Here is a 21667-nt window from a genome sequence, read left to right as displayed (position 1 = left end):
TGATTGGAGTGTGACAAATGAGTCAATTACAAAAAGCGACGTTTGCAGGAGGTTGCTTCTGGTGTATGGTAAAACCATTCGATTCCTATGACGGGATTGAATCAGTTGTATCAGGCTATACTGGAGGGCATACAGAAAACCCAACGTATAAAGAAGTATGTAGTGAAACAACGGGGCATTTTGAAGCCGTTGAAATTACGTATGATCCTGAGCGTTTTTCTTATGAAAAATTACTTGAGTTGTACTGGCAACAAATTGACCCTACAGATCCAGGTGGTCAGTTCCACGATCGAGGAAACTCTTATCGTACCGCTATCTTTTACCATAATGACGAACAGCGGTTACTAGCGGAACAGTCCAAAAAGGAGCTTGCTGAGAGCGAAAAATTCTCAAAGCCAATCGCCACCTTACTTTTAGAAGCAAAACCATTTTATCCAGCCGAAACGTATCATCAAGATTATTATAAAAAGAATGCCTTTCACTATAATCTTTACCGAAAAGGTTCAGGCAGAGCAGACTTTATTGATAAACATTGGGGGCAATGAGATGAGCGAAAAACAAGATGATCTTAAGAAGAAATTAACACCGATGCAGTATCACGTGACACAGGAAAATGGGACAGAACCTCCTTTTAAAAATGAATTTTACCAGCTTGAAGAAGATGGAATTTATGTTGACATTGTTTCTGGAAAACCATTGTTTTCTTCAAACGATAAATACGATGCTGGCTGTGGATGGCCAAGCTTCACGAAGCCGATTGAGGAAAAAGAAGTGATTGAAAAAGAAGATCGAAGTCACTTTATGGTTCGTACTGAAGTACGTAGCAATGAGTCCGATTCCCACCTCGGCCACGTCTTCCCTGACGGACCAGGTCCAAATGGACTTCGGTACTGTATTAACTCTGCTGCACTTCGATTTATCCCGAAAGAGGAGCTTGAAAAAGAAGGCTACGCTGTTTATAAAAAGCTGTTTGCTTAGAATCGACAAAAGTCGGTTCTTTTTTTTCGTTTTCATTAAGTTTAAGGCCTGTTTCTGATATGATAGAGATGCGTCATGAATTTGTTTCGAAAAGGATGATGAAAAATGGAAACGCGTACAGAGAGAGACACAATAGGAGAAATTCAGGTACCAGTTGATCGCTATTGGGGTGCTCAAACACAGCGCAGCCTCGAAAATTTTAAAATTGGAACCGAACAAATTCCTACAGAAGTCGTTCGGGCATTTGCTGAATTAAAAAAAGCTGCTGCAATTGTAAACGGCAAGCTAAAAGGTCTTGATTCTCGTAAGGTTGAGGCAATTACATATGCAGCCGATAAAGTCATCGCTGGTGAGTTGAATGACCATTTTCCACTTGTAGTATGGCAAACAGGTAGCGGTACTCAATCAAATATGAATATGAATGAAGTTCTTGCTTTCCTTGCAAACCGTTTTCTCGAAGATAAAGGGGAAACAGACGTTAAAGTCCACCCTAATGATGATGTCAACCATTCACAAAGCTCCAATGATACTTTCCCAACTGCTATGCATGTTGCGACTGTTATTTTTGCAGAAGAAAAGCTTCTCCCAGCGGTTGTCCAATTTAAGAACACGCTTGCAGCAAAAGAAGAGCAATTCCAAGACCTTGTTAAAATTGGTCGTACACATTTACAAGATGCAACGCCACTAACATTTGGTCAAGAAATCAGCGGTTGGAAGCATATGCTTGTTACATGTGAAAAAATGATTACCGAATCACTTGAGCATGTTCGCTCGCTTACAATCGGTGGTACAGCTGTCGGAACTGGGTTAAACGCTCCAATTGGCTTTAGCGAAGCCGTATCAGCACAGTTGAGTAAGCAAATTGGTCTTTCTTATAAAGCATCAGAAAATCACTTCCATGGCTTAACAAGTCATGATGAGCTTGTTCACTTCCACGGAGCTCTTAAAGCGCTTGCTGCCGATGCCTTTAAAATCGCCAACGACATCCGCCTTCTTGCAAGTGGACCTCGTTGTGGAATCGGTGAAGTCATCATTCCAGCAAATGAGCCTGGCAGCTCAATTATGCCAGGTAAGGTGAATCCGACTCAGAGTGAAGCATTGACAATGGTCACAGCGCAAATTATCGGAAATGACGCCGCGGTTGGATTTGCTGCAACACAAGGACATTTTCAGCTTAACGTCTTTAAACCCGTCATTATCTATAACGTTATTCAATCAATGCGTTTATTAGCAGACGGTTTAACTAATTTCCATGATAAATGTTTAGTAGGTCTTGAGGCAGATGAAGAAAAAATGGCTCAACTCTTAAACGAATCCCTGATGCTCGTAACAGCTTTAAATCCTCATATTGGTTATGAGAACGCAGCTAAGATAGCCAAAAAAGCACATGCTGAAAATACGACGTTAAAAGAAGCGGCAATTGATAGTGGATTATTAACTGAAGAGCAATTCGATGAATATGTCGTACCTGGTGATATGATTGCACCTAAATAAATAAAAACAACAACAAGACAGGATCGACACCTGTCTTGTTGTTTTATTCTTTCCAAATCGCCTTAAAACGCGTTGCTTCAAATAATTCATCTCGTTTTACATTAAAGAAAGAAGCAATATCTCGGCAAACAGAGGCGCTAACCTGTCGTTTACCTGATTCAATTTGTGATAAAAAACCAGCGGATATTCCTACTTGATTAGCCACTTCTTCCAAACTAAACCCTCTTTGTATTCTTAATAGACGAATACTGCTTTCACCCATGGCCACTACCTCCCTTGAGTAGTTCTTGACACAATTGCAATTCTATTTCTATCGTTGGTGTACTCATTACATAACTTCATCATACGTATAGCGAACAACGTATCTGTTTGTTTTTAGACGCTTTACTTCTACTAACGGACCTACTTCATACTTATGATGCCAATTGTCTTCAAGCTTTGCTTTTAAGCACCCCGCTTGAAATTTAGACCGAAACACATCCTTGTAATAGACCCATCTAGGCTTATGTCGTCTCACTCTATATCCCTCCAAAATGAATTGGTTTCGTAAACTATCCATTAGGCTATCCATAATCATCTATTTTATCATATGATTATTAAGTTGATGAATCTATCTAGATCTCGCGTAAATATGGTAAACTAGTTTAAAGAGATTTTATTGAAAGGAAGTTGGAAATGACAAAGATGGAAGGAAGCTTATCTGAGCTGATAATTGAAAGTACATATTTAAATCAATCGATTACACTTTCTGTATATAAACCAGCGAATTACACGCCACTAAAGTCTTATCGCTTGTTAATTTGTCAAGATGGACAGGATTTTTTCCGATTAGGTCGAATACCTCGTCAAGCAGATAAACTTATTGAAGATATTGAAATAGAAGAACTAATTATTGTTGGTGTGCCGTACCCAAGCGTAAGTACTCGAAGAAAATGGTACCACCCCGATGGTGAACAAGCTGCTTCTTACCGTCGTTTTCTTGCTTGTGAACTGCTTCCTTTTTTAGATGAACAACTTGCAACAGAACCTTTAGCGGAAGCACGTATCCTTGCTGGTGATTCTCTTGCAGCAACGATTTCTTTTTTAACCGCACTTGAGTACCCAAGCTTATTTAAAAACATCGTCATGTATTCACCTTATGTAAATGAGACTGTGTTAAAATCGGTAAAAAATTATTCAAAAAATGAAACGTTGACACTTTATCATATTATAGGTGAGAATGAGACAGAAGTCACTACTACAACGGGTTCGAAAGAAGATTTTTTATCCCCAAATCGGGAATTAAACAAAGAAATACAAAAACACAACTTCACTTACTCGTACGATGAGTTTGCGGGTGATCATACTTGGACTTATTGGCAAAAAGAAATACCGCGTACATTAAAAACTTTATTGCCACTTTAAATAGAATTAGGGAGGTTTTATAAATGAATTACGGCATTGTGCTTTTCCCATCTAAATCATTTCAAGATTTAGCTAACGGCTACCGCCGCCGTTATGACTCTCATTATGCGAATATTGCTCCTCACATAACTGTAAAAGAACGCTTCTCATTAGAAGACAAAGGTGAATTATCAAAATTAGTAGAAGCCCTGCGTGAGCTCGCTCGGCAAACGCCTCCAATATCAATTGATGTTTACAAAGTGGATACATTCTACCCACAATCAACAACGATTTTTTATAAGATTCGAGAAAATGCGGAATTAAGCGCGCTGAACATGAAGCTATATGAACCTCCATTTCCAACTGATCGAGCACACTCTATTTTCATTCCACATGTAACAATTGCCCAAAAGCTACCTCAATCTGAGCATGCTGATATTGTTGGACAGCTCAAAATGACGGATATTTCACATCAAGAAACGATTGACCGTGTTCAGTTACTGTATCAACTTGATAATGAATCATGGACAGTCTACGAGACCTTTTTGTTACAAGGCCAAGCTTAGTACCTGTTAATCGATTTCATCTTTTATTCTTAATTTTTGCTTTCATGACATCTTTTTAACACCATTCTACTGTAGGTTTAAAAATTCTGTTAAACAAAAAGACAGTCGCAATAATTAATTGCGACTGTCTTTTAATTGGTCATTAACCGTTTTTAGTTTTTTCTCCAAAGAAGACGATTGATCTCTTCGGTCATCAATGCGAATATTTAATGCTACTCTTTCCGCTCCATGCTCAAACGGCACTTTGTGAAGTTCTTCTAATACTTTATACAATGTAGGTACTTCTGCCTCAATTAAGGTACTCATTGGTGTTAGCTGATACTTAAGTGAATACTCGGTCTCAAGTTTTTGCAAGCGCTTATGCACTTCAACAACATAGGAGCTTACACTTGGCGTACCAGTTCCCACAGGAATAATCGTCACATCTGCAATAGCCATTTTTTTTCGCCTCCTTCTCTCAATTTTTCGATCAATTAATGCGTCTGAAAACACTTGGTAGCCCAATTTTTGATACGATTCAATTGCACACAATAGATGCTTGCGCTCAGGTTCTTTTGTTGTTAGCTTTGTCTGTAACCAATAGGACAGAGGGAGAATTAGCCGCTCAACCCATGCCATTTTTGCGCTCCGATGAAACAAATGGTAGATCGCTACTACTAGCACAGCTCCATACGAGGCAATCGCCAAACTCTTTGAAAAAGGGAAGAATATCCAGTAGCCCAGTAGGATGACTATCGCGCTCAGAAAATAGACAACAACTAAGCTTGTTGAACATCCACGGTTGCGAATGGATGCTTTGCGAATTCTGCTTAATCGATGTTTATTGATACGACCTTTCATACTGAAAATCTTGTGCTCAGCACCGTGGTATTGCTTTAGAGTGCTTGGAAAGATAAAGTGTGTTCCAAATAGTAAATAAATCAACGCATAATAAGGTAGCCCGTTCCAACCAATAGGTAAAATCTTTGGAACGAGCACAAACGCTACTACTGAAAGTAACAAGCTTTTAAACCAGAATGGTGTTGTAGTAAGCGAGAGCATAAATGCTTGTAGAAGAGTCTTTCCATTTAAAGGCTTAACCCAAGAGTTTAATTTTCCGTTTCCATCGTGAAATGCACAGGATAAAAAGCCCTTAGCTGTAAAAAAAACGCCTGCCTGAAACGACATTCCACTAATTCTCAAGAAGATCACTCAATTCATATGTGCTTGTCCAGTATTGAACATTTTCAGCTTCTCCAAAAGTTGGGTTTTGAAAAACAGCATCTTCTATTAATAAATCCTCATGGTTCGTCCATGTATGTAACAATGTAATTGATGCATCATCAATCAATTCGGCTGGTATTTGCTGGCGAATAGTGCCTCTCGTTCCTACAGGCTGATGCTCATCCATCGTAGTAGGAATTTCGAATACAACTCCATCCTCCACCAGCACTCCGTCAAAACGCTGTTCCGGCTCAACTGGTAGACTTACTTCACCAGCTACTAAATCAAGCGGGTTAGAGAAGGATAGACCGATATAGTCCGTGCCATAAATTCCTTCAGAAGGCATTTTCGGCCAATTCCATGAAACTTCAATGATTCCATCTTCCACTCTCTCAGCAGTAACTATAATTTCGTTCTTTAATTGCTCGTTTGTCAATACTTCGTCTTGGTTTAAATAATAGATACCCGCAATTGCAATAAACACCATAAGTATCGCCGGTAAGATTAACACAACCCAATGCTTTTTCACCTAATTACTCCTTGTCTAATTGCTGGCGATAAGCAGCATGATTTGTTGGCCCTTTTCCTTCCCCTAACTCAAAGCCATACTTAATTGCCTTCGTTATAAATGCTTTGGCGACGCGAACGGCATTTACTCGATTTGATCCCTTAGCAAGTTCAGCCGCAATAGCTGCTGCGAACGTACAGCCTGTCCCGTGTGTATGAGTCGCTTTAATACGCGCCGCAGAAAACGGAATAAATTCCCTTCCATCGTAAAACAAATCAACCGCATCACCTTCGAGGTGACCACCTTTTAAGACAATGGCTCTTGGACCTAACTGATGCAATTGTATCGCGAATTCCTTCATTTCTGCAATTGTTTTAGGCTCTTTTTGATTTAATAGAAGTGCCGCTTCAGGCAAATTAGGTGTCAACAAGGTTGTCTTTGGCAGAAGCTGCTTTCTTAGAACTGCTAACCCTTCATTTGTTAATAATTGTGTTCCACTTGTCGATGAAATAACTGGGTCTACCACCACTTCAGCAGGTGTATATTTATCGATTAATTGACTAACGACCTTAATCTGACCTTCGCCGACTAGCATCCCTGTTTTAATTACATTTGCTCCTATATCGGCTAAGACCGCATCAGCTTGCGCATAAACCATTTCAGGTTCAATTGCCTTCACTTGATGGACACCAACGGTATTTTGCGCTGTGATCGCGGTAATGGCGCTCGTTGCAAACACGCCTAATTCTTGACACGTTTTTAGATCAGCTTGAATGCCTGCTCCACCACCTGAATCAGACCCGGCAATGCTTAAAACAACAGGAATCGTCATCGTATCACCTCTTCTCTACGTAAATCGTTCAGGTCGGAACGATTCTAATGAAATGGCTAGTTCTTGACCTAAGAGTTCTTGCTTAACCACTTCTGCTGTAATCGCACTTAATAATATCCCATTACGGTAATGTCCACAAGCGAAGTATACATTCGGGTAGTCCGTTAATCGGCCAATAAATGGGAAGCCATCTTGAGTTGCAGGTCTTAGGCCTGCCCATGTATGAAAAGGTTCCACCTCTTCAAGCATCGGCATCATTCGCTTATTCCAATTTAATAAACGCTGTATGCCCTTTTCCGTGACATCCGTTCGATAACCAGCAATGTCTTCAGATGCACCATTGACAATCGTTCGATTTGCTTTTGGTACTAAATATCCTTGGCTAGTGTAAATGATGTGATTGAGCCTCTGCTCTTCAAATTGATAGGCACAGATCTGTCCTCGTATAGGGTAAAGAGGGAGCTTAACATGAAAACGGTCTGCTTGTAAGTGTGCCCACGCACCTGTGGCAACAATTAACGTTTGTGCAGAAAAAGTCTGGCCTGTTTCCGCAACCAAGGTAATCGTTCCTTCTAATTCAGCAAGCGATACATCACCAAGCTCTTCAAAAATAATAACACCTTTCTTAATGCATGCTTGTTCAAGGGCTTTTACGTAATCGGGCGCATAAACATGCGCTTCTTCAGAATTATATAGTGCACCAATGATATCTTTTGAAAGAAGTGGCTCTTGCTCTGCCAACTGATCTTGGTATAAGATCGTCATTTCTGCACCATACTTTTCTTGCCACGCTTTTCTCGTCTCGAGCGACAGCAAATCAGCCTCATGATAGACACAATGCAAACTACCAACTTCACTATAATCAAAATCCATACCAGAGATGTCATTAACCAATTGCTGCCAGCTTTTAAATTCACGCAATCCCGCTAAACACAACTCAAAAAAATCATCAGGATCTTCACCAATCTCTGAGAAAGGAGCAAGCATTCCCGCAGCCGCACCTGAAGCTTGTCCTCCACAAGTTTGTTTTTCTAAAAGCGTTACCTCAATCCCTTCAAGGGCTAGCTTCAAGGCAATTGATAAGCCAATGACACCTCCGCCTAAAACAACGGTTTGCTTCATTTAAATTACTCCTTTTGTAAAGGGGATACAAGCGACTCATACTGAGAACTTGCTGTTGCAAAACGTTTTTTTGAAATTCTTCCAGCCTCATAAGACATCCGCCCAGCTTCAATTGCCAACTTCATTGCTTCAGCCATTTTCACTGGATCCTTTGCTTTGGCAACTGGTGTATTCATTAAGATTCCATCAACACCTAACTCCATTGCGAGCGCTACATCACTGGCTGCACCTAACCCTGCATCCACAATGATTGGTACATTTGCTTCCTCAACAATAAGTCCGAGATTATACGGGTTTAAAATTCCAAGGCCTGTACCGATTGGTGCCGCTCCAGGCATTACGGCGGCAGCACCAGCTTCCTCAAGACGTTTGCATAAGATAGGATCATCTGAAGTATATGGAAGCACGACAAATCCTTCTTTCGTTAAAGCCTCAGTGGCTTTGAGTGTTTCAATTGGATCTGGGAGCAACGTTTTTTCGGAAGCACTTATTTCAATTTTTATCCAATTACTTAAGCCTGCTGCACGAGCCAAACGCGCAATCCGAATGGCCTCTTCTGCATTAGTCGCTCCTGATGTATTCGGTAAATACTGGAGTTCTCGCCCGTCTAAATGTTGTAGAATCGAGTCTTCAGTAGGAGCTTCTAAATTAACTCTTCTAATCGCAAAAGTTAACACCTCTGCTTCAGAAACACGAATGGCTTCATTTTGGATAAAGGGATTAGGGTATCTACCGGTTCCAAGGAAAAATCGGGACGCTAACTTTTTTCCACCTATAATGAGTGGTTTCTTATTCATGTCGCTCAACCTCCTCCTACAAAATGTACAAGCTCAATTTTCATCCCATCTTTTAACGTCAATGAATCCCAGTGCTCACGGTCAACGATCACACCATCTACTTCAGTAACAACTAGTTGCTTCGTTAACTCAAATTCTACAATTAATTCGTCCAGCGTCACGCTCGAAACGGTATGCTCTTTGCCATTCACATGTAAAATCATTGTTTTGCCTCAATCAAGACTTGCTTGAAATCAATCGTTGCCTGCTTTACATCTTCTGCAGCAACAATTTCTGTAATCACACATACCCGTTCAGCACCTGCATCTACAACCTCTTGTAGATTGTGTTTCTTAATGCCGCCAATTGCTACGAACGGAATTGAGATCGCTGCTTTCACCTCTTGAATATAAGAAGTGGTAACTGGGTCAACTACATCGACTTTACTCTTGGTTGCAAATATCGGGCCAACACCAATGTAATCAGCACCTTCTTTTTCAGCTGTAATCGCCTCGGATAAACAATGAGAAGAAACACCAATGATCTTATCTGGTCCCACCAATTTCCTCACTTCTGTTAAAGGTAAGTCCTCCTGACCTACATGCACACCATCTGCTTCAACAGCTAAGGCAACGTCAATGTGATCATTTACGATAAATGGAATATCATAAGAAGCACAGAGAGCTTTTAATTTTTTCGCCTTTTCAAACACTGTTTTTTTGTCACTTGTTTTATCACGAAGTTGTATGATATCTGCACCTCCTTGAATCGCCTCTTCCATTACTTCTACAACATCTCTTTCAGGATGAAATTCTTCACCTGTTATGACATATAGTTCGAAATCTCTCATCTTCAACACTCCTTTTAATCATAAAAAAGACCACAACCAAGGGTTGTGGCCAATATGTTCGACATATTGCGCGCGACTTCCCTCCGCTGGTATCACCCAGATCAGGTTAAAAGGGTAAAAGAAACATGTTCTAATTCTCAGCCCACCTTCTGCGGGCACCCCTAGTCAATCCATATATAGTATTGCATAAAGCTCGTCCGAAATTAAAGGGCTAGCCGATCTTGTTAAAGCGGTAAGAAACGAGAACCTGCAATTCCTGGCTTCGTCATTTCCTTTGGATCCAGTATTTCATTTAATTCTTCTTCTGTCAAAATTCCACGCTCAAGACAGATTTCCCTAATCGGACGTTCTGTTTCAAGAGCTTCTTTTGCAATCCGTGTAGCCACTTCATACCCTACATGAGGATTGATTGCCGTCACGATCCCAACGCTGTTCTCAACGAGTTCACGACAGCGCTCAATATTTGCTGTAATTCCAGAAATCGCGAATTCTCTAAACACACGCATTCCGTTTTCAAGAATGGTCAGAGATTGTAACAAATTAAAGACAAGAACGGGCTCCATTACATTTAACTCTAGCTGCCCTGCTTCAGATGCTAAGCTAATCGTATGATCATTCCCGATTACTTGAAATGATAGCTGGTTAATCACTTCACACATAACCGGATTTACTTTTCCAGGCATAATAGACGAACCTGGTTGTCTCGGCGGAAGGTTAATTTCATTTAAGCCCGTTCTTGGACCTGAGCTCATCAAGCGCAAATCATTGGCTATCTTAGACAAATTAATCGCTAATATCTTTAATGAACTTGAGAGTTCCGTGTATGCATCTGTGTTTTGTGTTGCATCCACAAGATCTTCTGCGGTTTTAAACGGAAGTTCTGTAATGTCTGCCAAGTGCTCTGCTACTTTCTCAATATACTCAGGCTTAGCATTTAATCCTGTTCCAACCGCAGTTGCACCCATATTAATTTCATGCAAGTGATCGGCAGAACGACTTATCCGTTTCAAATCACGAACTAATACTTTTCGATACGACCCGAATTCTTGGCCAAGACGGATCGGAACGGCATCTTGTAAATGCGTTCGACCCATTTTTAAGACGCTATCAAATTCAACTGATTTAGCTTCCATTTCACGAATCAGAGCACGTAATTCATCTGTAAGCCCTTGAGTCATACTTACAGCTGCAATGTGAATCGCCGTTGGAAATGCATCATTTGTTGATTGTGCCATATTGACGTGCGTATTAGGGCTTACTTTTAAATAATCGCCTTTTTCGCCGCCTAGTATTTCAATCGCACGATTGGCAATAACCTCATTTGCGTTCATGTTAAATGATGTTCCTGCCCCGCCCTGAATGGAATCAACAATGAAATGTTGGTTTAGTTGTCCAGTAATTACATCTTCACTTGCTTTAATTATCGCTTCAGCAATATGAGGACGCAGGACACCTACATCGCGATTGGCAAGCGCCGCAGCTTTTTTTACAAAGCCAAATGCGCGGATTAATTCCGGATGAGGTGGATAGCCCGTGATTGGAAAATTATCTTTTGCTCGTAAAGATTGAATTCCATAATAAGCATCCTTAGGTACTTGTTTTTCCCCTAATAAATCTCGTTCAATTCGATACTCAACCATTTGTTTGCTGACCCCTTTTATTTCTACCTAGTAATCTCTTCTTTTTGTGCTTGGATGGCTAACCATACGGCACCGTAAATTCCTGCATCATTTCCTAAATGTGCTTGCTTAATTTCCGCGGATTCAGCAACACGCTCTAGCGCATATTGGTTAAATACTTCTCTAAGTGGGACGAGAAGTGAATCACCGGCTTTAGAAACGCCGCCACCGATTATAATTTTTGCTGGGTTCAGGGCATTGGCTAAATTAGCAATTGCATAACCCAAATGTTCTACAGCTTCTTTAATAACAGCGCGAGCAACTGTGTCACCTTTTTCTGCTGCTTCAAAAATCGCTTTTGTGGTAAGTTCATTTTCTTCTAATTGATTTAAAAGACTTGATTGATTTTCTGTTCTTTTTTCTTTAGCAAGCCTGACTATCCCTGTAGCAGATGAAACTGTTTCAAGACAGCCAAATTTACCACAGTTACATGGCGCGCCACCTTCACGTATAGAAGTAATGTGGCCAATTTCTCCCCCCATACCGTTCTCGCCATGAAGTATTTGACCTCGAGTTATTATTCCGCCACCTACTCCCGTTCCTAGCGTAACAAAAAGCTCTTCGTTTGTGCCATCTCCAGCACCTTTCCATTTCTCACCAAGCGCGGCTAAGTTGGCATCGTTATCAATTCGGACAACAACTCCAAGCGCTTTCTCAAGCTCATCTTTTAATGGATAGTCCCGCCATCCAATGTTTACAGCATGATAGATGAATCCCGTTTCCATTTCAATAAAACCAGGGGCTCCCACACCGGCTCCTAATAAAGAACTTTCAGACGGAAGCTCCTTTGAAATACTTAATGTAATATCATCAACAATTCGTGCTCCGTTATCTTGACGATCTGTAGGGATCTCCCATTTCTTAATCATTTCACCTGCACGAGTTAAAAAAGCAAGTTTGACGGAAGTCCCTCCAATATCGATTCCTGCAAATAAATCTTGTTCCATCTTATTAAATCCCCCGTTCACTGTATCAGTTGTTCTTCGTGTCTAATGACGAGAACTGCTTTTTGATACTCTTCAATTGAAATCATACCATACTGATAAAGTTCTTTAACTTCTTCTAGCATTAATTGAAGATCAAGTTTGCGATCCCTTGTATAGATAAATGAACCATACTGTTTGAGGAGCTGCCTCAAATCGACAACCGTTTTCATTTCCTCACCTCAAGCTTATTATAACAGTTTCACAACTGTTATAAAGAGAAATGTAACGAGCGGTAAAAATGCGACAAGATAGACATTTTTAACCCAAATCAATATTGAATTATACAGTAAAATACCGAAAAATACTGCACCTGAGAAGAAAAAAGCCATTAAAAGTGTAAATAGAGTACCATAATTAAACATCCCCCATTGAAACCCCATTAAAAAAAACAGGATACTCAATATAAGTCCAAGAGGTTTAAAAAAGAATTGATAACCAAAAGCAGGATGATAGGAACGGAGAATGGCAACAATGAGTAAAAACGAACAAATGGCGATAATAATGTCTAACAATCGGAATCCGAACCAGCCAAATGGACCAATTATTGCAAGAAACATCCCTATATAGGAAAAAAATAAAAAGGAACAAGCAAGTGTTACAAGAGCAATAATCGGTGGAATGGTCCGCATTGATGCAATGATTCCACCCAATGTCACTCCTAATGCACAGACAAAAAAGACGATGATGAACCAAATCCACATATACTCAACCCCTGTCTTAAAGATTGTTACCATTAAGTATATGTTTTTATTTGTGATTTCAGGACAGGTTTGCCATGATAAGAAGGGAACATCCAAGCTAAACTTTAGAAAATAAATGAGGTGTAAGCAATATGGCAAGGGACGTTAACGAAATACTAGAGAATGCAATTTATGGATCACCAGAAACAAAACCTGGAGAGAGAAAACTATTCCTAACAACAATTCTAGAACGCGTTTATTTAGCACTGACAAAAAATCAAGTTCGATCAGCAAAAACCTATCAAGAGGTTGAACAACTACTTAAAAAACATTCAAATCTTCACGTGTTTTTAAATGCCGAGCTCGGTTACAGTGCTTACTCAAACTATGTTCGTTTAATAAGCACACACAATGTTCCCTACACGATCGTCACTCCAACTGGTAATACGCCATTTGGTCTGGTGATTGCCGATAAGGATCAGGCTATTTATTCTGAAAATCCTTATGTAGTTGACGATGTTCATAAACAAGACATAGAAGCTTATTAAATAGAAAAAGGTAGACCTGCTACCGATCCGGATCTTGCGGATGGATAATAGCAGGTCTGCGGTTTTTTAGTGGCATTGGTATTCTTAAAAAAACATCACGAAGAGCTTTAACATTAAACGGGATAAATGGCCACATATATGGAACGTGTAACCCTTTTAAACGAACGAGTAAGATTAACCAAATCGTCGTAGAAAGAACAAAGCCCGCTACTCCAAAACTTGCTGTTGCAATTAAGAAGATGATTCGCATGAATCGATTTGCTAGTGAAAGCTCATAGCTTGGGGTGGCAAACGTCCCAACTGCGGCAATAGCCAAATATAATATGACTTCTGGAGAGAACATTCCGACCTCAATCGCAATGTCCCCAATTAACAAAGCAGCTACAAGCCCTAATGCTTCTGCAACAGCATTCGGGGTGTGAATCGATGCCATCCTCAGCATTTCTATTCCAGCTTCAGCAATCATAAACTGAACGAATAATGGAATACTGCCATCTTCCTGTGTTCCAATAAAATGAAATGCTTCTGGTACAAGCTCTTGATTTGTCGCTAGTAAATACCAAATAGGCAGTAAGAATAACGAAACGAACACAGCGGCAAAGCGAACGAGTCGTAGCAATGCACCGATTATTGGCTTTTGCCGGTATTCTTCCGCATGCTGTAAGAGATTCCAAAATGTAATAGGCGTAATCATCGCGCTCGGCGATCCATCTACAAGCAACAGCACATGACCTTCAAAAAGATGTGTTGCACAAACATCGGGTCTTTCCGAATAACGGACAAGCGGGTAAGGATTATTCCCTTCCTTAAAAATAAACTCCTCAATCGTCTTGTCCGCCATTGGTAACCCATCTGTATCGATTGCATCAATTGACTCCCGAATCTGCTGGACATACTCTTTGTCAGCAATGTCGCCAATGTACATTAAAGCCATATCTGTTTTAGACCTTCGTCCTGCCTGCATAAATTCTACACGCAGGGTTCGATCCCGGACTCTTCTTCTAATTAATGCAGCACTCATTACAAGCGTTTCGACCAAACCATCTCGAGAACCACGGACGACTTTTTCTGTATCAGGCTCCTCTGGTCCACGGACAGGGTATTCCCTTGTATCAATTAATATACAATAGTCCAGACCTTCAACAATTAATGCTGCTGGTCCCGCTAACACTTGGTCAATGACAATGTCTAAATCCTTTTCACTCTCAACTTCTGCGTAAGGAATGCGACTTTGCATTAACGAGTGATAATGGTCCTCCAGCTCTTCCTCCGTTGTATGCGATAACTCCCGTTGAATTTGGGTTAACGCAATGTCTTTTCCGAACCCATCAACTAAAAATAAGGCCATTTTTCGATTGGCATGGTTCATTTCAAGACAAATAATATCAAAATTTTCTTCAACAGCTAGTTCTTCTTTTAAGTATGTTAAGCTTTGCTCATAAGAATGAATGATGTGCTTTTCGTCTGGCATTGAATCTACTCCTTTACCTTCCCTCATAGATTGCTCTTTAGAAATAAAATCTATGTATAGAAAAAGCCTGCGTTTTCACGCAGGCACAAGGATTATTCTAGCTGTTGCTCAATTTCGTCTTGAATTTCATAATATTGATCCATTTCTGGAACATTTAAATTTTCTGCAGCTTCAATCGCCTGTTGAATCGCTTCAGCGGCTTCATTTGTTTCTCCTAAATCAAGATGGATTAAAGCTAAGTTATACCAAGCTTCAGGAAATTCAGCGCGATTTTCCGTTGCTCGCTCAAGTAAACGTTTCGCCTCATCAATGTTTTCTTCTTGTAACTCAAGGTAAGATTTCATAAATAAAAGCTCAGGCTGTTCAGAATCAAGCTCTAATCCCTCTTCAATAATTGGTTTGGCTTCATCATACTGCCCTTCTTCAAATAACCGATTTGCTTCTAGTACTGCTAGTTCGGCAGACTTAGAAGAATGCTCCTGGCCAAACCAAAGCAGCGTGGCAGTTAATACAACAATGCTGACTATTGATAAAAAGGACCAAATGAATGGTGTCTTTTTTTCCTCTTTAGGCATTCGAACCATAACAGCAGCCAAAAAGCCACCAATGAGTCCACCAATATGGGCACCATTATCAATTCCAGGTACAACAAAACCTAGTATAAGGTTAAAACCTAATAAAAAAATAATATTACGACCAAGCGTCCGATAAAACAACGCTGGCTGTTTTAAACCAAAATATAGCAGTGCTCCGAATAAACCAAATAGTGCTCCAGATGCCCCTGCTGAAACTGAATCGTTAAAAGCAAAGCTAACAATCGATCCAGAAATTCCGGCAATAAAATAAATAAATAAAAACCTTATAGAACCAAAAAGTTGCTCTACTGCTGTTCCAAGAAAATAAAGAGCCATTCCGTTGAACAATAGATGAATTAAACCAATATGCAAGAACATGGATGTAACGAGTCTCCACCACTCACCTTCGACCATTAGCGGATTGTACTTTGCCCCGTAATCAATCAATACTTGGATATTTGTACTTCCACCGTTTAGTTCAAGGACCGTGTACATTGCAAGAATTGCAAGCAATAAGACGTAGATCATCCGCGGTTTCCCATAGAATAACGTCCGTTCGTCCTTTTTCTGTCTGCCTTTATTGACTTTACTTATTGATGAACGGATCGAGTCAATCTTTTCTTCCATTTCTACGTCAGTATGTTCAAGTGAGAACAAAGGTATTTGATCAGATGGAAGTTCTGCACTGGCCGTTTCGTAATAAACATCTGGATTTGAATGCAAAGCAATACTTTTCATCTGCCCTTTTCGTTTTCCAATTGAAGTTGATTCCATCACTTCTACCCAAGAATCAACAGGAGGCTGGCTCATTATGTAAACATTTTCTCCTTGTATGTCCCATACACCCAGCTGTTTATGAATCGATTCGAACTGTAGTTTTGCATGGCTTATATCTCTTCTTAATCGATTTGACCAGTCAACTTCAGAAAGGACGATGCGCATAACTCTTCGTGGTTTAACTGAATCATCTTCAAACCATGCTTGTGTATCATGAAGAGCGAGCAACCGAGATTGTTTCGTTACAGCATAGTGCTCGATAATTTTCCAATATAAATAACGGTGTTCTAATGGATTCAAACGCTCTCCCCCTGTCTATAAGCTGATTATAGCAATTTTTACCGAAAATGAAACGTACAACGCCTTTAAGCTCTGACACATGTCAGAGCTTAAACCATCAGACTGAACTTTTAGTTGGTGGTTGGCTTGGAAACGTAAACAAACTGCCCATGATTCTCTGACGGATGAAAGGGAATCGAAGGACGGTCATTATAGCAAACTGTCGCAGCATCGGTTGTCTTAAGAAAAGGTTCATTAGCTTGTACCGGAATTTGTAAATGCTAGCCAACGTTAGTAAAACAGATCCAATCGCTATCAGTTGACGCATGCGATCACCCCCCATTCCTTACTATACCGAAAAAGAAATCATTTTATCCTTAATCAATGAACAAAACTAGTTGCCAATATACTTGCTAAAAATAGATCTAGCTCGTCCCAAATCTTCCGTACCTTGAACTAAAATACGTCCATCTGGAAAAACTACAACTGTTTCTTCCTCGTTAAGCCTTGCTCGAACTAAAAATGGCGTTTTTTTAATCTCAGCAACTTTATTCAAACGCTCGGCTATTGGATCAAGTTCCAAAGGTTTGTTCGCTGAAATTTGAATGGTATTTCGTCCACATAACGTCACTTCAGCTTCTTTCTGAACACGTAAACTAGGATACTCTTTTGTTTGACAAGTAGGACACTCTGGTTTTGCTTGTTGAAATTGAATATCATGACGATAATTTGACCAACTATCAAAAGTAGAAAGAGAACGACGGTTTTTGTCGAATGCTCCAACTAAATATTTAATCGTCTCCATCGCTTGCATTGATGCTACCATATCAACAACAGGGGACAGAACGCCTACCGTATCACATGTTTCTCCTGTTGATCCACCACTTTCAATAAAGCAGCGGAAGCACGGCGTCTTTCCTGGTACAAGAAATGCATTCATCCCTCTTGCACTAACAGCTCCACCGTAACTAAATGGAATGCCTTTTTTAAAACAGGCATCGTTTAGTAAGAATCTTGTTTGAAAGTTATCCGTTCCGTCAACAACCACATCAATTCCATCCATCAACTGCTCAATATTTTGCACAGTCACGTCTTCAACGAAAGCTTGGACCTCAATTGAGGAATTAATGTTTCTTAAAGCCTGTTTTGCAGCAATCGCTTTTGGTAACAGCTGTTCGACATCTTTTTCCGTAAACAGCATCTGCCGCTGTAAATTGCTCATCTCCACATAATCCCGGTCAACGAGTCGAATTAAACCAACACCTGAACGTGATAAATGATTTGCAATCACTGTGCCGAGCGCACCTACTCCAACTATTAATACTTTACTGTTTACTAAACGTTCTTGTCCTGCTTCACCAATGCCCGGAAACAATAATTGCCGTGAATAGCGCTCAAAACGATGCATAAAGCATTCCTCCTAACCAAAGAATTGTAAAGCAACGATACTTAATAGGGCGCCTGCTCCTGTACAGCATAAATTAACAACGTCATTGGTAACAAATGAAAAACCTTTTACTCGAGTGGTTTTTTGACAGTGAAACGTTTTTTCGGTCATAAGACCACAGCTTGGGCACTGGTATAAGCTTTGAACAGATGCTCCTAAAGCAGAATCAACTAAATGCGCAATGAATCCAATAACTGTAAAAAGAAGCAACCACATATGACTTGAACCAGTTAAATTCCACCACAAAAAAACGGCCCCGGCAGCAATAATAAAACTACCCGCAATCGCTGCAGCCAACCCAAGACTTGAAACAGCCCCCGAAACACCTGCATCAACCCTCTTTCGGGTAAATAAATGAACAGGCTTATCCTTACTAAATTTACCTAATTCGGAAGACCAGGTATCCGCTGTCGCAGCGGCGAGACTACCTACAAAACCAACGAGTCCCACCAAAGCAAATGTCGGAAAAACAAACATAAGAAAAGAACAGAAAGCAGCGACACCACCGTTTGCAATGACCTGAGCTGCATCCCTTGCACCGCTTTTCTCAACAATTGCTTCGTCTCGATTGGCATCTTTTAATCGACTCCATACTATAGAACTTCCAAAAAATAAAAGAAACAGTAGCAAACCATTGCTTCCAACGCCCAACACGGTAAATAAGCCAACAAAGTAAGCTGCAATCGCTCCGGATCTCGTCAATTTATTTGCCCTTACTAAAAGGACACAAATCAATCCTATAATTACAAACCAAAAAAGAAGCATCATTGAATTGCTCCTTCGGTTAAAACGTGATTCATCCTTTTATCGTGCTTTTCTGTAGGAAGATCTGTGACAATTTGTTCAGAAAAGCAAAGCGCAACGGTTAAAGAGTTGGTCTTGGTTAAATACCGGTCATAAAAACCGCCACCAAGCCCGAGACGTTTTCCGTCATATGTAAAAGAGACTCCTGGAACAACGATTAAATTAAGCTCACTAGGCTGAACCATTCGACTTTTGTCAGCTAGAGGTTCATACAAACCAAACGATCTTTTTTCCAACTGCTGGAAAGAGGTTACGTAGTAAAAATGCATGGTTTTGTCAGACATATTCGTTCTTGGTAAAGCAACTAATTTCTGACTCCTTAGTGATGTGTTAATTAAGTCTGTTGTGTTTACTTCAGGAAAACGGGAAACGGTTAACCCTATTACCTTCGCCTTTTTCCAATAATCTGTTTGAATCAATGCATTCGTTAATTGAAGCGATCGCTTCTCATAATCAGCTCGCGTCATGTCACGAAGCGACGATAATATGTTGGTTCTAATATCTCGTTTGGTAGCCAAGCTAAAACACCTCCATCAAACACTATTCACAAAAAAATAAGCAGCGGAAATCCGGCTGCTTATTTCGTTTCACGATGAAGTGTGTGGCGCTTTAAACGCGGGCTATATTTTTTAAGTTCAATACGCTCTGGGTTTGTGCGCTTGTTTTTTGATGTGATATACGTACGATCACCTGATTCCGTACAAGCAAGTGTTACTTGAACACGCATCTGCTATCCCTCCAAACTCGTCTTACATACTTAAATAGAATAGCAAAAGGTGTTGGTAAAATCAAGCTTTAATTATCTCAATTTGTGCATGACTACTCCATCAAACGTTCATTAGCCAGTTTTAATTCCGATAAATGCTTACCGACTAACTGCCAAGCTTGAGCTTTATAAACAAGATTCGGCTCAAGAGTGCTGGAACATGCGATGACACTTTCAACACTTGTTGCTGAAAAAGGAGAGAAAAACAGCTTTCCTTCATGATCATTCCAGTTGCGCTTCATATCACCAGCACCATGTTGGATATGATAGGCTAATGGCATGCTTACTGAATGCAAAGAAAACATATCTTGTGTGTGATGTATCAATGACTTTTCATTAGGAGAATAAAAAACAACCCCCTTTTCATTCGAAAGAGACACTTGATGTACGATCAATTTTATCGGTCGAACCATTGACGATTCGTTTTTAAGCGTAATGTTTCTTATAAAACCTAAGCGATCCTCTGTTTGTTTGTCATGAATGGTCATCTTAATATTCCATAATTTATGGTAAGCCTGACTGATGACTGTAGAGGCGGTTTTTGAGAAAGCTGCGTTTACAATCCAATATGGATCTCCAATCCACGAAGTTACCCCTTCATGCCATAAACCAATCTTAGATAAATTTGCGGGATGATCTAACGTGCGTAGACGCATATGAATGTCTACGAAAAAAGATGGGTCAGAATAATTCGAATTTAATCCTTCTGTGATAAGTTGACTGATTTGCATGAGCAGCTTCTCTCCTTTAATTCAATATGATAAAACGCAAAGCTTCAATAACTGTTTATTTTTTTTGCCTGACACTTGGTGTTATTAATCTATATTTAGCATACTCTCTTCATTCCTTTCTAACAAGAAGTGCAAATTGTATGATTTTGTAGAGATATAAACAGAAGCTACGCCAAGGGATTGACACCTTCTTTTTAAAATACGTAAGTCCTTTCTTGTTTTCATGTCCAAATGTGTCAAAAAAAACCGCATCCAGTTAGAAATTTTATAAATCTAGCTTTCTCTCTCATTATTTCATGTATAATGGAATGGAAAAACGACTGCTTACTTAGGAGGTACTACTTAAATGGAATGGACGTTAGCACTTTTACTTGGGACAGCTATTGTTCTGCTCGTTCTTTCTTTTTTCAAAGAAGACAAATCTTCAAAAATAGAAGATCAATTAGAACATCTTTCAATTTCATTTATGCAGGAATTGCATAATGTAAAAAACCAAGTACGTAATATGGAACTTGATGCAGAAATTGCTGCTCAAGAGGCCTCTAATCAAAACAGAACTTCCTCTCATCAAAAACTATTAAGAGAAATCCTTGATTTGCATAAACGAGGTTACTCAACTGAAGGAATTGCCTTTGAAACAAAGCTTGAGGAGTATGAGGTTGAACGTTTACTTGCGCCTTATACCGAATCGATTGCCGATCGAAAGAAGGTCGCAAATGACGCCTAAAACAATGCGCAGCTTTGCAGGAGGACTTATTTTAGCGTCACTTGCGCTTGGAATTACTTATTTTGCAAGTGATCAAACGCCTGTGTCGTCAGAGGAAGTTAATTTGTCAGAAGAAGAAATGCAAGAAGCCCTTCAAAATGCAGGTTACAGTGTTGAAACGCAGGAGATATGGGATGAACGAGAGCAGGAACTTGCCGAAGCGAGAGCGATAATTGAAAACGAAAACGAAGAAACACCTGAAGAAACTGAAGACAACGAAGAAAATCAAGAAACGATTTACCAAACCATTATCCAAGTGAATGCTGGGATGACGAGCATAGATGTTGGTGAAATGCTTGAAGCAACTGGAATTGTCGACAGTGCTTATGCATTTTTTGAGGAAGTTGAAAATCGCGGTCTTTCCAATAGCTTGCGTCCACAAACAACTGGGACACTAACTAGCGATATGAGCTTAGGAGAAGTGGTCGACGCTTTTTTCTAATACT

The 21667-nt window shown here is 40.0% G+C and carries 29 protein-coding genes, 1 pseudogene and 1 riboswitch; of the genes and pseudogenes, 8 read left to right on the top strand and 22 right to left on the bottom strand.

Annotated features, from left to right (window positions below; genetic code table 11):
* The first annotated feature begins 17 nt into the window (after positions 1–17).
* From msrA to fumC, 3 genes are all read left to right on the top strand, one after another.
* The gene (msrA, locus tag JOC54_RS06855) at positions 18–545 is read left to right on the top strand and encodes a peptide-methionine (S)-S-oxide reductase MsrA (RefSeq protein ID WP_204465302.1); all 528 of its coding nucleotides are present in this window, start codon (positions 18–20) and stop codon (positions 543–545) included.
* Between the two features lies 1 nt (position 546).
* Positions 547–978 (top strand): peptide-methionine (R)-S-oxide reductase MsrB, encoded by a 432-nt coding sequence (msrB, locus tag JOC54_RS06850; protein WP_035418339.1) that lies wholly within the window; start codon positions 547–549, stop codon positions 976–978.
* A gap of 105 nt (positions 979–1083) precedes the next feature.
* Positions 1084–2472 carry a class II fumarate hydratase gene (gene fumC, locus JOC54_RS06845; RefSeq protein WP_035418337.1) on the top strand — a complete coding sequence of 463 codons (1389 nt, stop codon included), beginning with the start codon at positions 1084–1086 and terminating at the stop codon, positions 2470–2472.
* Positions 2473–2515: 43 nt separating this feature from the next.
* Here the strand turns inward: fumC and JOC54_RS06840 are convergent, their stop codons facing one another.
* Positions 2516–2734: a helix-turn-helix domain-containing protein gene (locus tag JOC54_RS06840; RefSeq protein WP_035418336.1), complete on the bottom strand. Its 219-nt coding sequence runs from the start codon at positions 2732–2734 to the stop codon at positions 2516–2518.
* A 66-nt stretch (positions 2735–2800) separates the two neighbouring features.
* Positions 2801–2989 carry a hypothetical protein gene (locus JOC54_RS06835; RefSeq protein ID WP_367617770.1) on the bottom strand — a complete coding sequence of 63 codons (189 nt, stop codon included), beginning with the start codon at positions 2987–2989 and terminating at the stop codon, positions 2801–2803.
* Positions 2990–3147: 158 nt separating this feature from the next.
* On the opposite strand from JOC54_RS06835, the gene JOC54_RS06830 reads away from it, so the two are divergent.
* Both JOC54_RS06830 and JOC54_RS06825 read left to right on the top strand, forming a co-directional pair.
* The gene (locus JOC54_RS06830; protein ID WP_035418333.1) at positions 3148–3876 is read left to right on the top strand and encodes an alpha/beta hydrolase; all 729 of its coding nucleotides are present in this window, start codon (positions 3148–3150) and stop codon (positions 3874–3876) included.
* A gap of 23 nt (positions 3877–3899) precedes the next feature.
* A complete protein-coding gene (locus tag JOC54_RS06825) occupies positions 3900–4421 on the top strand; it encodes a YjcG family protein (protein WP_204465300.1) in 522 nt (173 codons plus the stop codon).
* 114 nt (positions 4422–4535) lie between these two features.
* On the opposite strand, the gene JOC54_RS23350 is transcribed toward JOC54_RS06825, so the two are convergent.
* From JOC54_RS23350 to JOC54_RS06770, 12 genes and pseudogenes are all read right to left on the bottom strand, one after another.
* The gene (locus JOC54_RS23350; RefSeq protein ID WP_035418332.1) at positions 4536–4859 is read right to left on the bottom strand and encodes an MTH1187 family thiamine-binding protein; all 324 of its coding nucleotides are present in this window, start codon (positions 4857–4859) and stop codon (positions 4536–4538) included.
* Between the two features lie 78 nt (positions 4860–4937).
* A pseudogene (locus JOC54_RS23345) lies at positions 4938–5462 on the bottom strand (DUF1385 domain-containing protein); the annotation flags it as partial.
* A gap of 130 nt (positions 5463–5592) precedes the next feature.
* A complete protein-coding gene (locus JOC54_RS06815; RefSeq protein ID WP_204465296.1) occupies positions 5593–6153 on the bottom strand; it encodes a hypothetical protein in 561 nt (186 codons plus the stop codon).
* 4 nt (positions 6154–6157) lie between these two features.
* Positions 6158–6964, bottom strand: coding sequence for a bifunctional hydroxymethylpyrimidine kinase/phosphomethylpyrimidine kinase (gene thiD / locus JOC54_RS06810; RefSeq protein WP_204465294.1), 807 nt, complete (start codon positions 6962–6964; stop codon positions 6158–6160).
* 15 nt (positions 6965–6979) lie between these two features.
* Entirely contained in the window at positions 6980–8086 is a 1107-nt protein-coding gene (gene thiO, locus JOC54_RS06805; RefSeq protein WP_204465292.1) for a glycine oxidase ThiO, read from the bottom strand.
* A 5-nt stretch (positions 8087–8091) separates the two neighbouring features.
* Positions 8092–8883 (bottom strand): thiazole synthase, encoded by a 792-nt coding sequence (locus JOC54_RS06800; protein WP_204465290.1) that lies wholly within the window; start codon positions 8881–8883, stop codon positions 8092–8094.
* 5 nt (positions 8884–8888) lie between these two features.
* Positions 8889–9086 (bottom strand): sulfur carrier protein ThiS, encoded by a 198-nt coding sequence (gene thiS, locus JOC54_RS06795; protein ID WP_054793956.1) that lies wholly within the window; start codon positions 9084–9086, stop codon positions 8889–8891.
* Positions 9083–9712 (bottom strand): thiamine phosphate synthase, encoded by a 630-nt coding sequence (thiE, locus tag JOC54_RS06790; RefSeq protein WP_035418324.1) that lies wholly within the window; start codon positions 9710–9712, stop codon positions 9083–9085. Before thiE ends, thiS begins: the two co-directional genes overlap by 4 nt.
* Positions 9713–9773: 61 nt before the next feature.
* Positions 9774–9885: riboswitch (TPP riboswitch) on the bottom strand.
* Positions 9886–9936: 51 nt separating this feature from the next.
* Entirely contained in the window at positions 9937–11352 is a 1416-nt protein-coding gene (gene aspA, locus JOC54_RS06785; RefSeq protein WP_204465288.1) for an aspartate ammonia-lyase, read from the bottom strand.
* Positions 11353–11375: 23 nt separating this feature from the next.
* A complete protein-coding gene (locus JOC54_RS06780; RefSeq protein ID WP_204465286.1) occupies positions 11376–12338 on the bottom strand; it encodes an ROK family glucokinase in 963 nt (320 codons plus the stop codon).
* Positions 12339–12355: 17 nt separating this feature from the next.
* The gene (locus JOC54_RS06775; RefSeq protein WP_054793954.1) at positions 12356–12547 is read right to left on the bottom strand and encodes a YqgQ family protein; all 192 of its coding nucleotides are present in this window, start codon (positions 12545–12547) and stop codon (positions 12356–12358) included.
* A gap of 18 nt (positions 12548–12565) precedes the next feature.
* Complete coding sequence (locus JOC54_RS06770; protein ID WP_035418322.1) at positions 12566–13078, bottom strand: hypothetical protein; 513 nt, start codon at positions 13076–13078, stop codon at positions 12566–12568.
* Positions 13079–13209: 131 nt separating this feature from the next.
* On the opposite strand from JOC54_RS06770, the gene JOC54_RS06765 reads away from it, so the two are divergent.
* Positions 13210–13605, top strand: coding sequence for a YueI family protein (locus JOC54_RS06765; protein WP_035418321.1), 396 nt, complete (start codon positions 13210–13212; stop codon positions 13603–13605).
* 19 nt (positions 13606–13624) lie between these two features.
* On the opposite strand, the gene JOC54_RS06760 is transcribed toward JOC54_RS06765, so the two are convergent.
* The 8 genes from JOC54_RS06760 to JOC54_RS06725 form a co-directional block, all read right to left on the bottom strand.
* The gene (locus JOC54_RS06760; RefSeq protein ID WP_204465284.1) at positions 13625–15076 is read right to left on the bottom strand and encodes a spore germination protein; all 1452 of its coding nucleotides are present in this window, start codon (positions 15074–15076) and stop codon (positions 13625–13627) included.
* Positions 15077–15168: 92 nt separating this feature from the next.
* The gene (locus JOC54_RS06755; RefSeq protein WP_204465282.1) at positions 15169–16728 is read right to left on the bottom strand and encodes a rhomboid family intramembrane serine protease; all 1560 of its coding nucleotides are present in this window, start codon (positions 16726–16728) and stop codon (positions 15169–15171) included.
* A gap of 97 nt (positions 16729–16825) precedes the next feature.
* On the bottom strand, positions 16826–17035 hold the full coding sequence (gene yqgO, locus JOC54_RS06750) for a protein YqgO (RefSeq protein ID WP_148297861.1): 210 nt from the start codon (positions 17033–17035) through the stop codon (positions 16826–16828).
* A gap of 66 nt (positions 17036–17101) precedes the next feature.
* Positions 17102–18115 carry a ThiF family adenylyltransferase gene (locus JOC54_RS06745; RefSeq protein WP_204465280.1) on the bottom strand — a complete coding sequence of 338 codons (1014 nt, stop codon included), beginning with the start codon at positions 18113–18115 and terminating at the stop codon, positions 17102–17104.
* A 12-nt stretch (positions 18116–18127) separates the two neighbouring features.
* A complete protein-coding gene (locus tag JOC54_RS06740; protein WP_204465278.1) occupies positions 18128–18922 on the bottom strand; it encodes a DUF92 domain-containing protein in 795 nt (264 codons plus the stop codon).
* Positions 18919–19476 carry a 5-formyltetrahydrofolate cyclo-ligase gene (locus tag JOC54_RS06735; RefSeq protein WP_204465276.1) on the bottom strand — a complete coding sequence of 186 codons (558 nt, stop codon included), beginning with the start codon at positions 19474–19476 and terminating at the stop codon, positions 18919–18921. Before JOC54_RS06735 ends, JOC54_RS06740 begins: the two co-directional genes overlap by 4 nt.
* Positions 19477–19535: 59 nt before the next feature.
* Positions 19536–19685, bottom strand: a complete 150-nt coding sequence (gene rpmG, locus JOC54_RS06730) for a 50S ribosomal protein L33 (protein WP_035418314.1) — start codon at positions 19683–19685, stop codon at positions 19536–19538.
* Positions 19686–19777: 92 nt separating this feature from the next.
* Entirely contained in the window at positions 19778–20455 is a 678-nt protein-coding gene (locus JOC54_RS06725) for a hypothetical protein (protein ID WP_035418313.1), read from the bottom strand.
* 346 nt (positions 20456–20801) lie between these two features.
* Here JOC54_RS06725 and JOC54_RS06720 point away from each other — a divergent pair, with 346 nt between their 5' ends.
* Positions 20802–21182 (top strand): hypothetical protein, encoded by a 381-nt coding sequence (locus JOC54_RS06720; RefSeq protein ID WP_035418311.1) that lies wholly within the window; start codon positions 20802–20804, stop codon positions 21180–21182.
* The gene (locus JOC54_RS06715; protein WP_204465274.1) at positions 21172–21663 is read left to right on the top strand and encodes a hypothetical protein; all 492 of its coding nucleotides are present in this window, start codon (positions 21172–21174) and stop codon (positions 21661–21663) included. The genes JOC54_RS06720 and JOC54_RS06715 overlap by 11 nt, the downstream gene beginning before the upstream one ends.
* Positions 21664–21667 lie beyond the last annotated feature (4 nt).

Source organism: Shouchella xiaoxiensis (assembly GCF_016907895.1).
GTDB classification, from domain to species: Bacteria; Bacillota; Bacilli; order Bacillales; family Bacillaceae_D; genus Shouchella; species Shouchella xiaoxiensis.
Note: the sequence above shows the minus strand (reverse complement) of the source record. Positions and strands in the feature narration are given on the sequence as shown.

Excerpts from the sequence above, each read along its gene's own strand:
- msrA (WP_204465302.1), top strand. The coding sequence starts at position 18 with ATGAGTCAATTACAAAAAGCGACGTTTGCAGGAGGTTGCTTCTGGTGT.
- msrB (WP_035418339.1), top strand. The coding sequence starts at position 547 with ATGAGCGAAAAACAAGATGATCTTAAGAAGAAATTAACACCGATGCAG.
- fumC (WP_035418337.1), top strand. The coding sequence starts at position 1,084 with ATGGAAACGCGTACAGAGAGAGACACAATAGGAGAAATTCAGGTACCA.
- JOC54_RS06840 (WP_035418336.1), bottom strand. The coding sequence starts at position 2,734 with ATGGGTGAAAGCAGTATTCGTCTATTAAGAATACAAAGAGGGTTTAGT.
- JOC54_RS06830 (WP_035418333.1), top strand. The coding sequence starts at position 3,148 with ATGACAAAGATGGAAGGAAGCTTATCTGAGCTGATAATTGAAAGTACA.
- JOC54_RS06825 (WP_204465300.1), top strand. The coding sequence starts at position 3,900 with ATGAATTACGGCATTGTGCTTTTCCCATCTAAATCATTTCAAGATTTA.
- JOC54_RS23350 (WP_035418332.1), bottom strand. The coding sequence starts at position 4,859 with ATGGCTATTGCAGATGTGACGATTATTCCTGTGGGAACTGGTACGCCA.
- thiD (WP_204465294.1), bottom strand. The coding sequence starts at position 6,964 with ATGACGATTCCTGTTGTTTTAAGCATTGCCGGGTCTGATTCAGGTGGT.
- thiO (WP_204465292.1), bottom strand. The coding sequence starts at position 8,086 with ATGAAGCAAACCGTTGTTTTAGGCGGAGGTGTCATTGGCTTATCAATT.
- JOC54_RS06800 (WP_204465290.1), bottom strand. The coding sequence starts at position 8,883 with ATGAATAAGAAACCACTCATTATAGGTGGAAAAAAGTTAGCGTCCCGA.
- thiS (WP_054793956.1), bottom strand. The coding sequence starts at position 9,086 with ATGATTTTACATGTGAATGGCAAAGAGCATACCGTTTCGAGCGTGACG.
- thiE (WP_035418324.1), bottom strand. The coding sequence starts at position 9,712 with ATGAGAGATTTCGAACTATATGTCATAACAGGTGAAGAATTTCATCCT.
- aspA (WP_204465288.1), bottom strand. The coding sequence starts at position 11,352 with ATGGTTGAGTATCGAATTGAACGAGATTTATTAGGGGAAAAACAAGTA.
- JOC54_RS06780 (WP_204465286.1), bottom strand. The coding sequence starts at position 12,338 with ATGGAACAAGATTTATTTGCAGGAATCGATATTGGAGGGACTTCCGTC.
- JOC54_RS06775 (WP_054793954.1), bottom strand. The coding sequence starts at position 12,547 with ATGAAAACGGTTGTCGATTTGAGGCAGCTCCTCAAACAGTATGGTTCA.
- JOC54_RS06770 (WP_035418322.1), bottom strand. The coding sequence starts at position 13,078 with ATGTGGATTTGGTTCATCATCGTCTTTTTTGTCTGTGCATTAGGAGTG.
- JOC54_RS06765 (WP_035418321.1), top strand. The coding sequence starts at position 13,210 with ATGGCAAGGGACGTTAACGAAATACTAGAGAATGCAATTTATGGATCA.
- JOC54_RS06760 (WP_204465284.1), bottom strand. The coding sequence starts at position 15,076 with ATGCCAGACGAAAAGCACATCATTCATTCTTATGAGCAAAGCTTAACA.
- yqgO (WP_148297861.1), bottom strand. The coding sequence starts at position 17,035 with ATGCGTCAACTGATAGCGATTGGATCTGTTTTACTAACGTTGGCTAGC.
- JOC54_RS06745 (WP_204465280.1), bottom strand. The coding sequence starts at position 18,115 with ATGCATCGTTTTGAGCGCTATTCACGGCAATTATTGTTTCCGGGCATT.
- JOC54_RS06740 (WP_204465278.1), bottom strand. The coding sequence starts at position 18,922 with ATGATGCTTCTTTTTTGGTTTGTAATTATAGGATTGATTTGTGTCCTT.
- rpmG (WP_035418314.1), bottom strand. The coding sequence starts at position 19,685 with ATGCGTGTTCAAGTAACACTTGCTTGTACGGAATCAGGTGATCGTACG.
- JOC54_RS06725 (WP_035418313.1), bottom strand. The coding sequence starts at position 20,455 with ATGCAAATCAGTCAACTTATCACAGAAGGATTAAATTCGAATTATTCT.
- JOC54_RS06720 (WP_035418311.1), top strand. The coding sequence starts at position 20,802 with ATGGAATGGACGTTAGCACTTTTACTTGGGACAGCTATTGTTCTGCTC.
- JOC54_RS06715 (WP_204465274.1), top strand. The coding sequence starts at position 21,172 with ATGACGCCTAAAACAATGCGCAGCTTTGCAGGAGGACTTATTTTAGCG.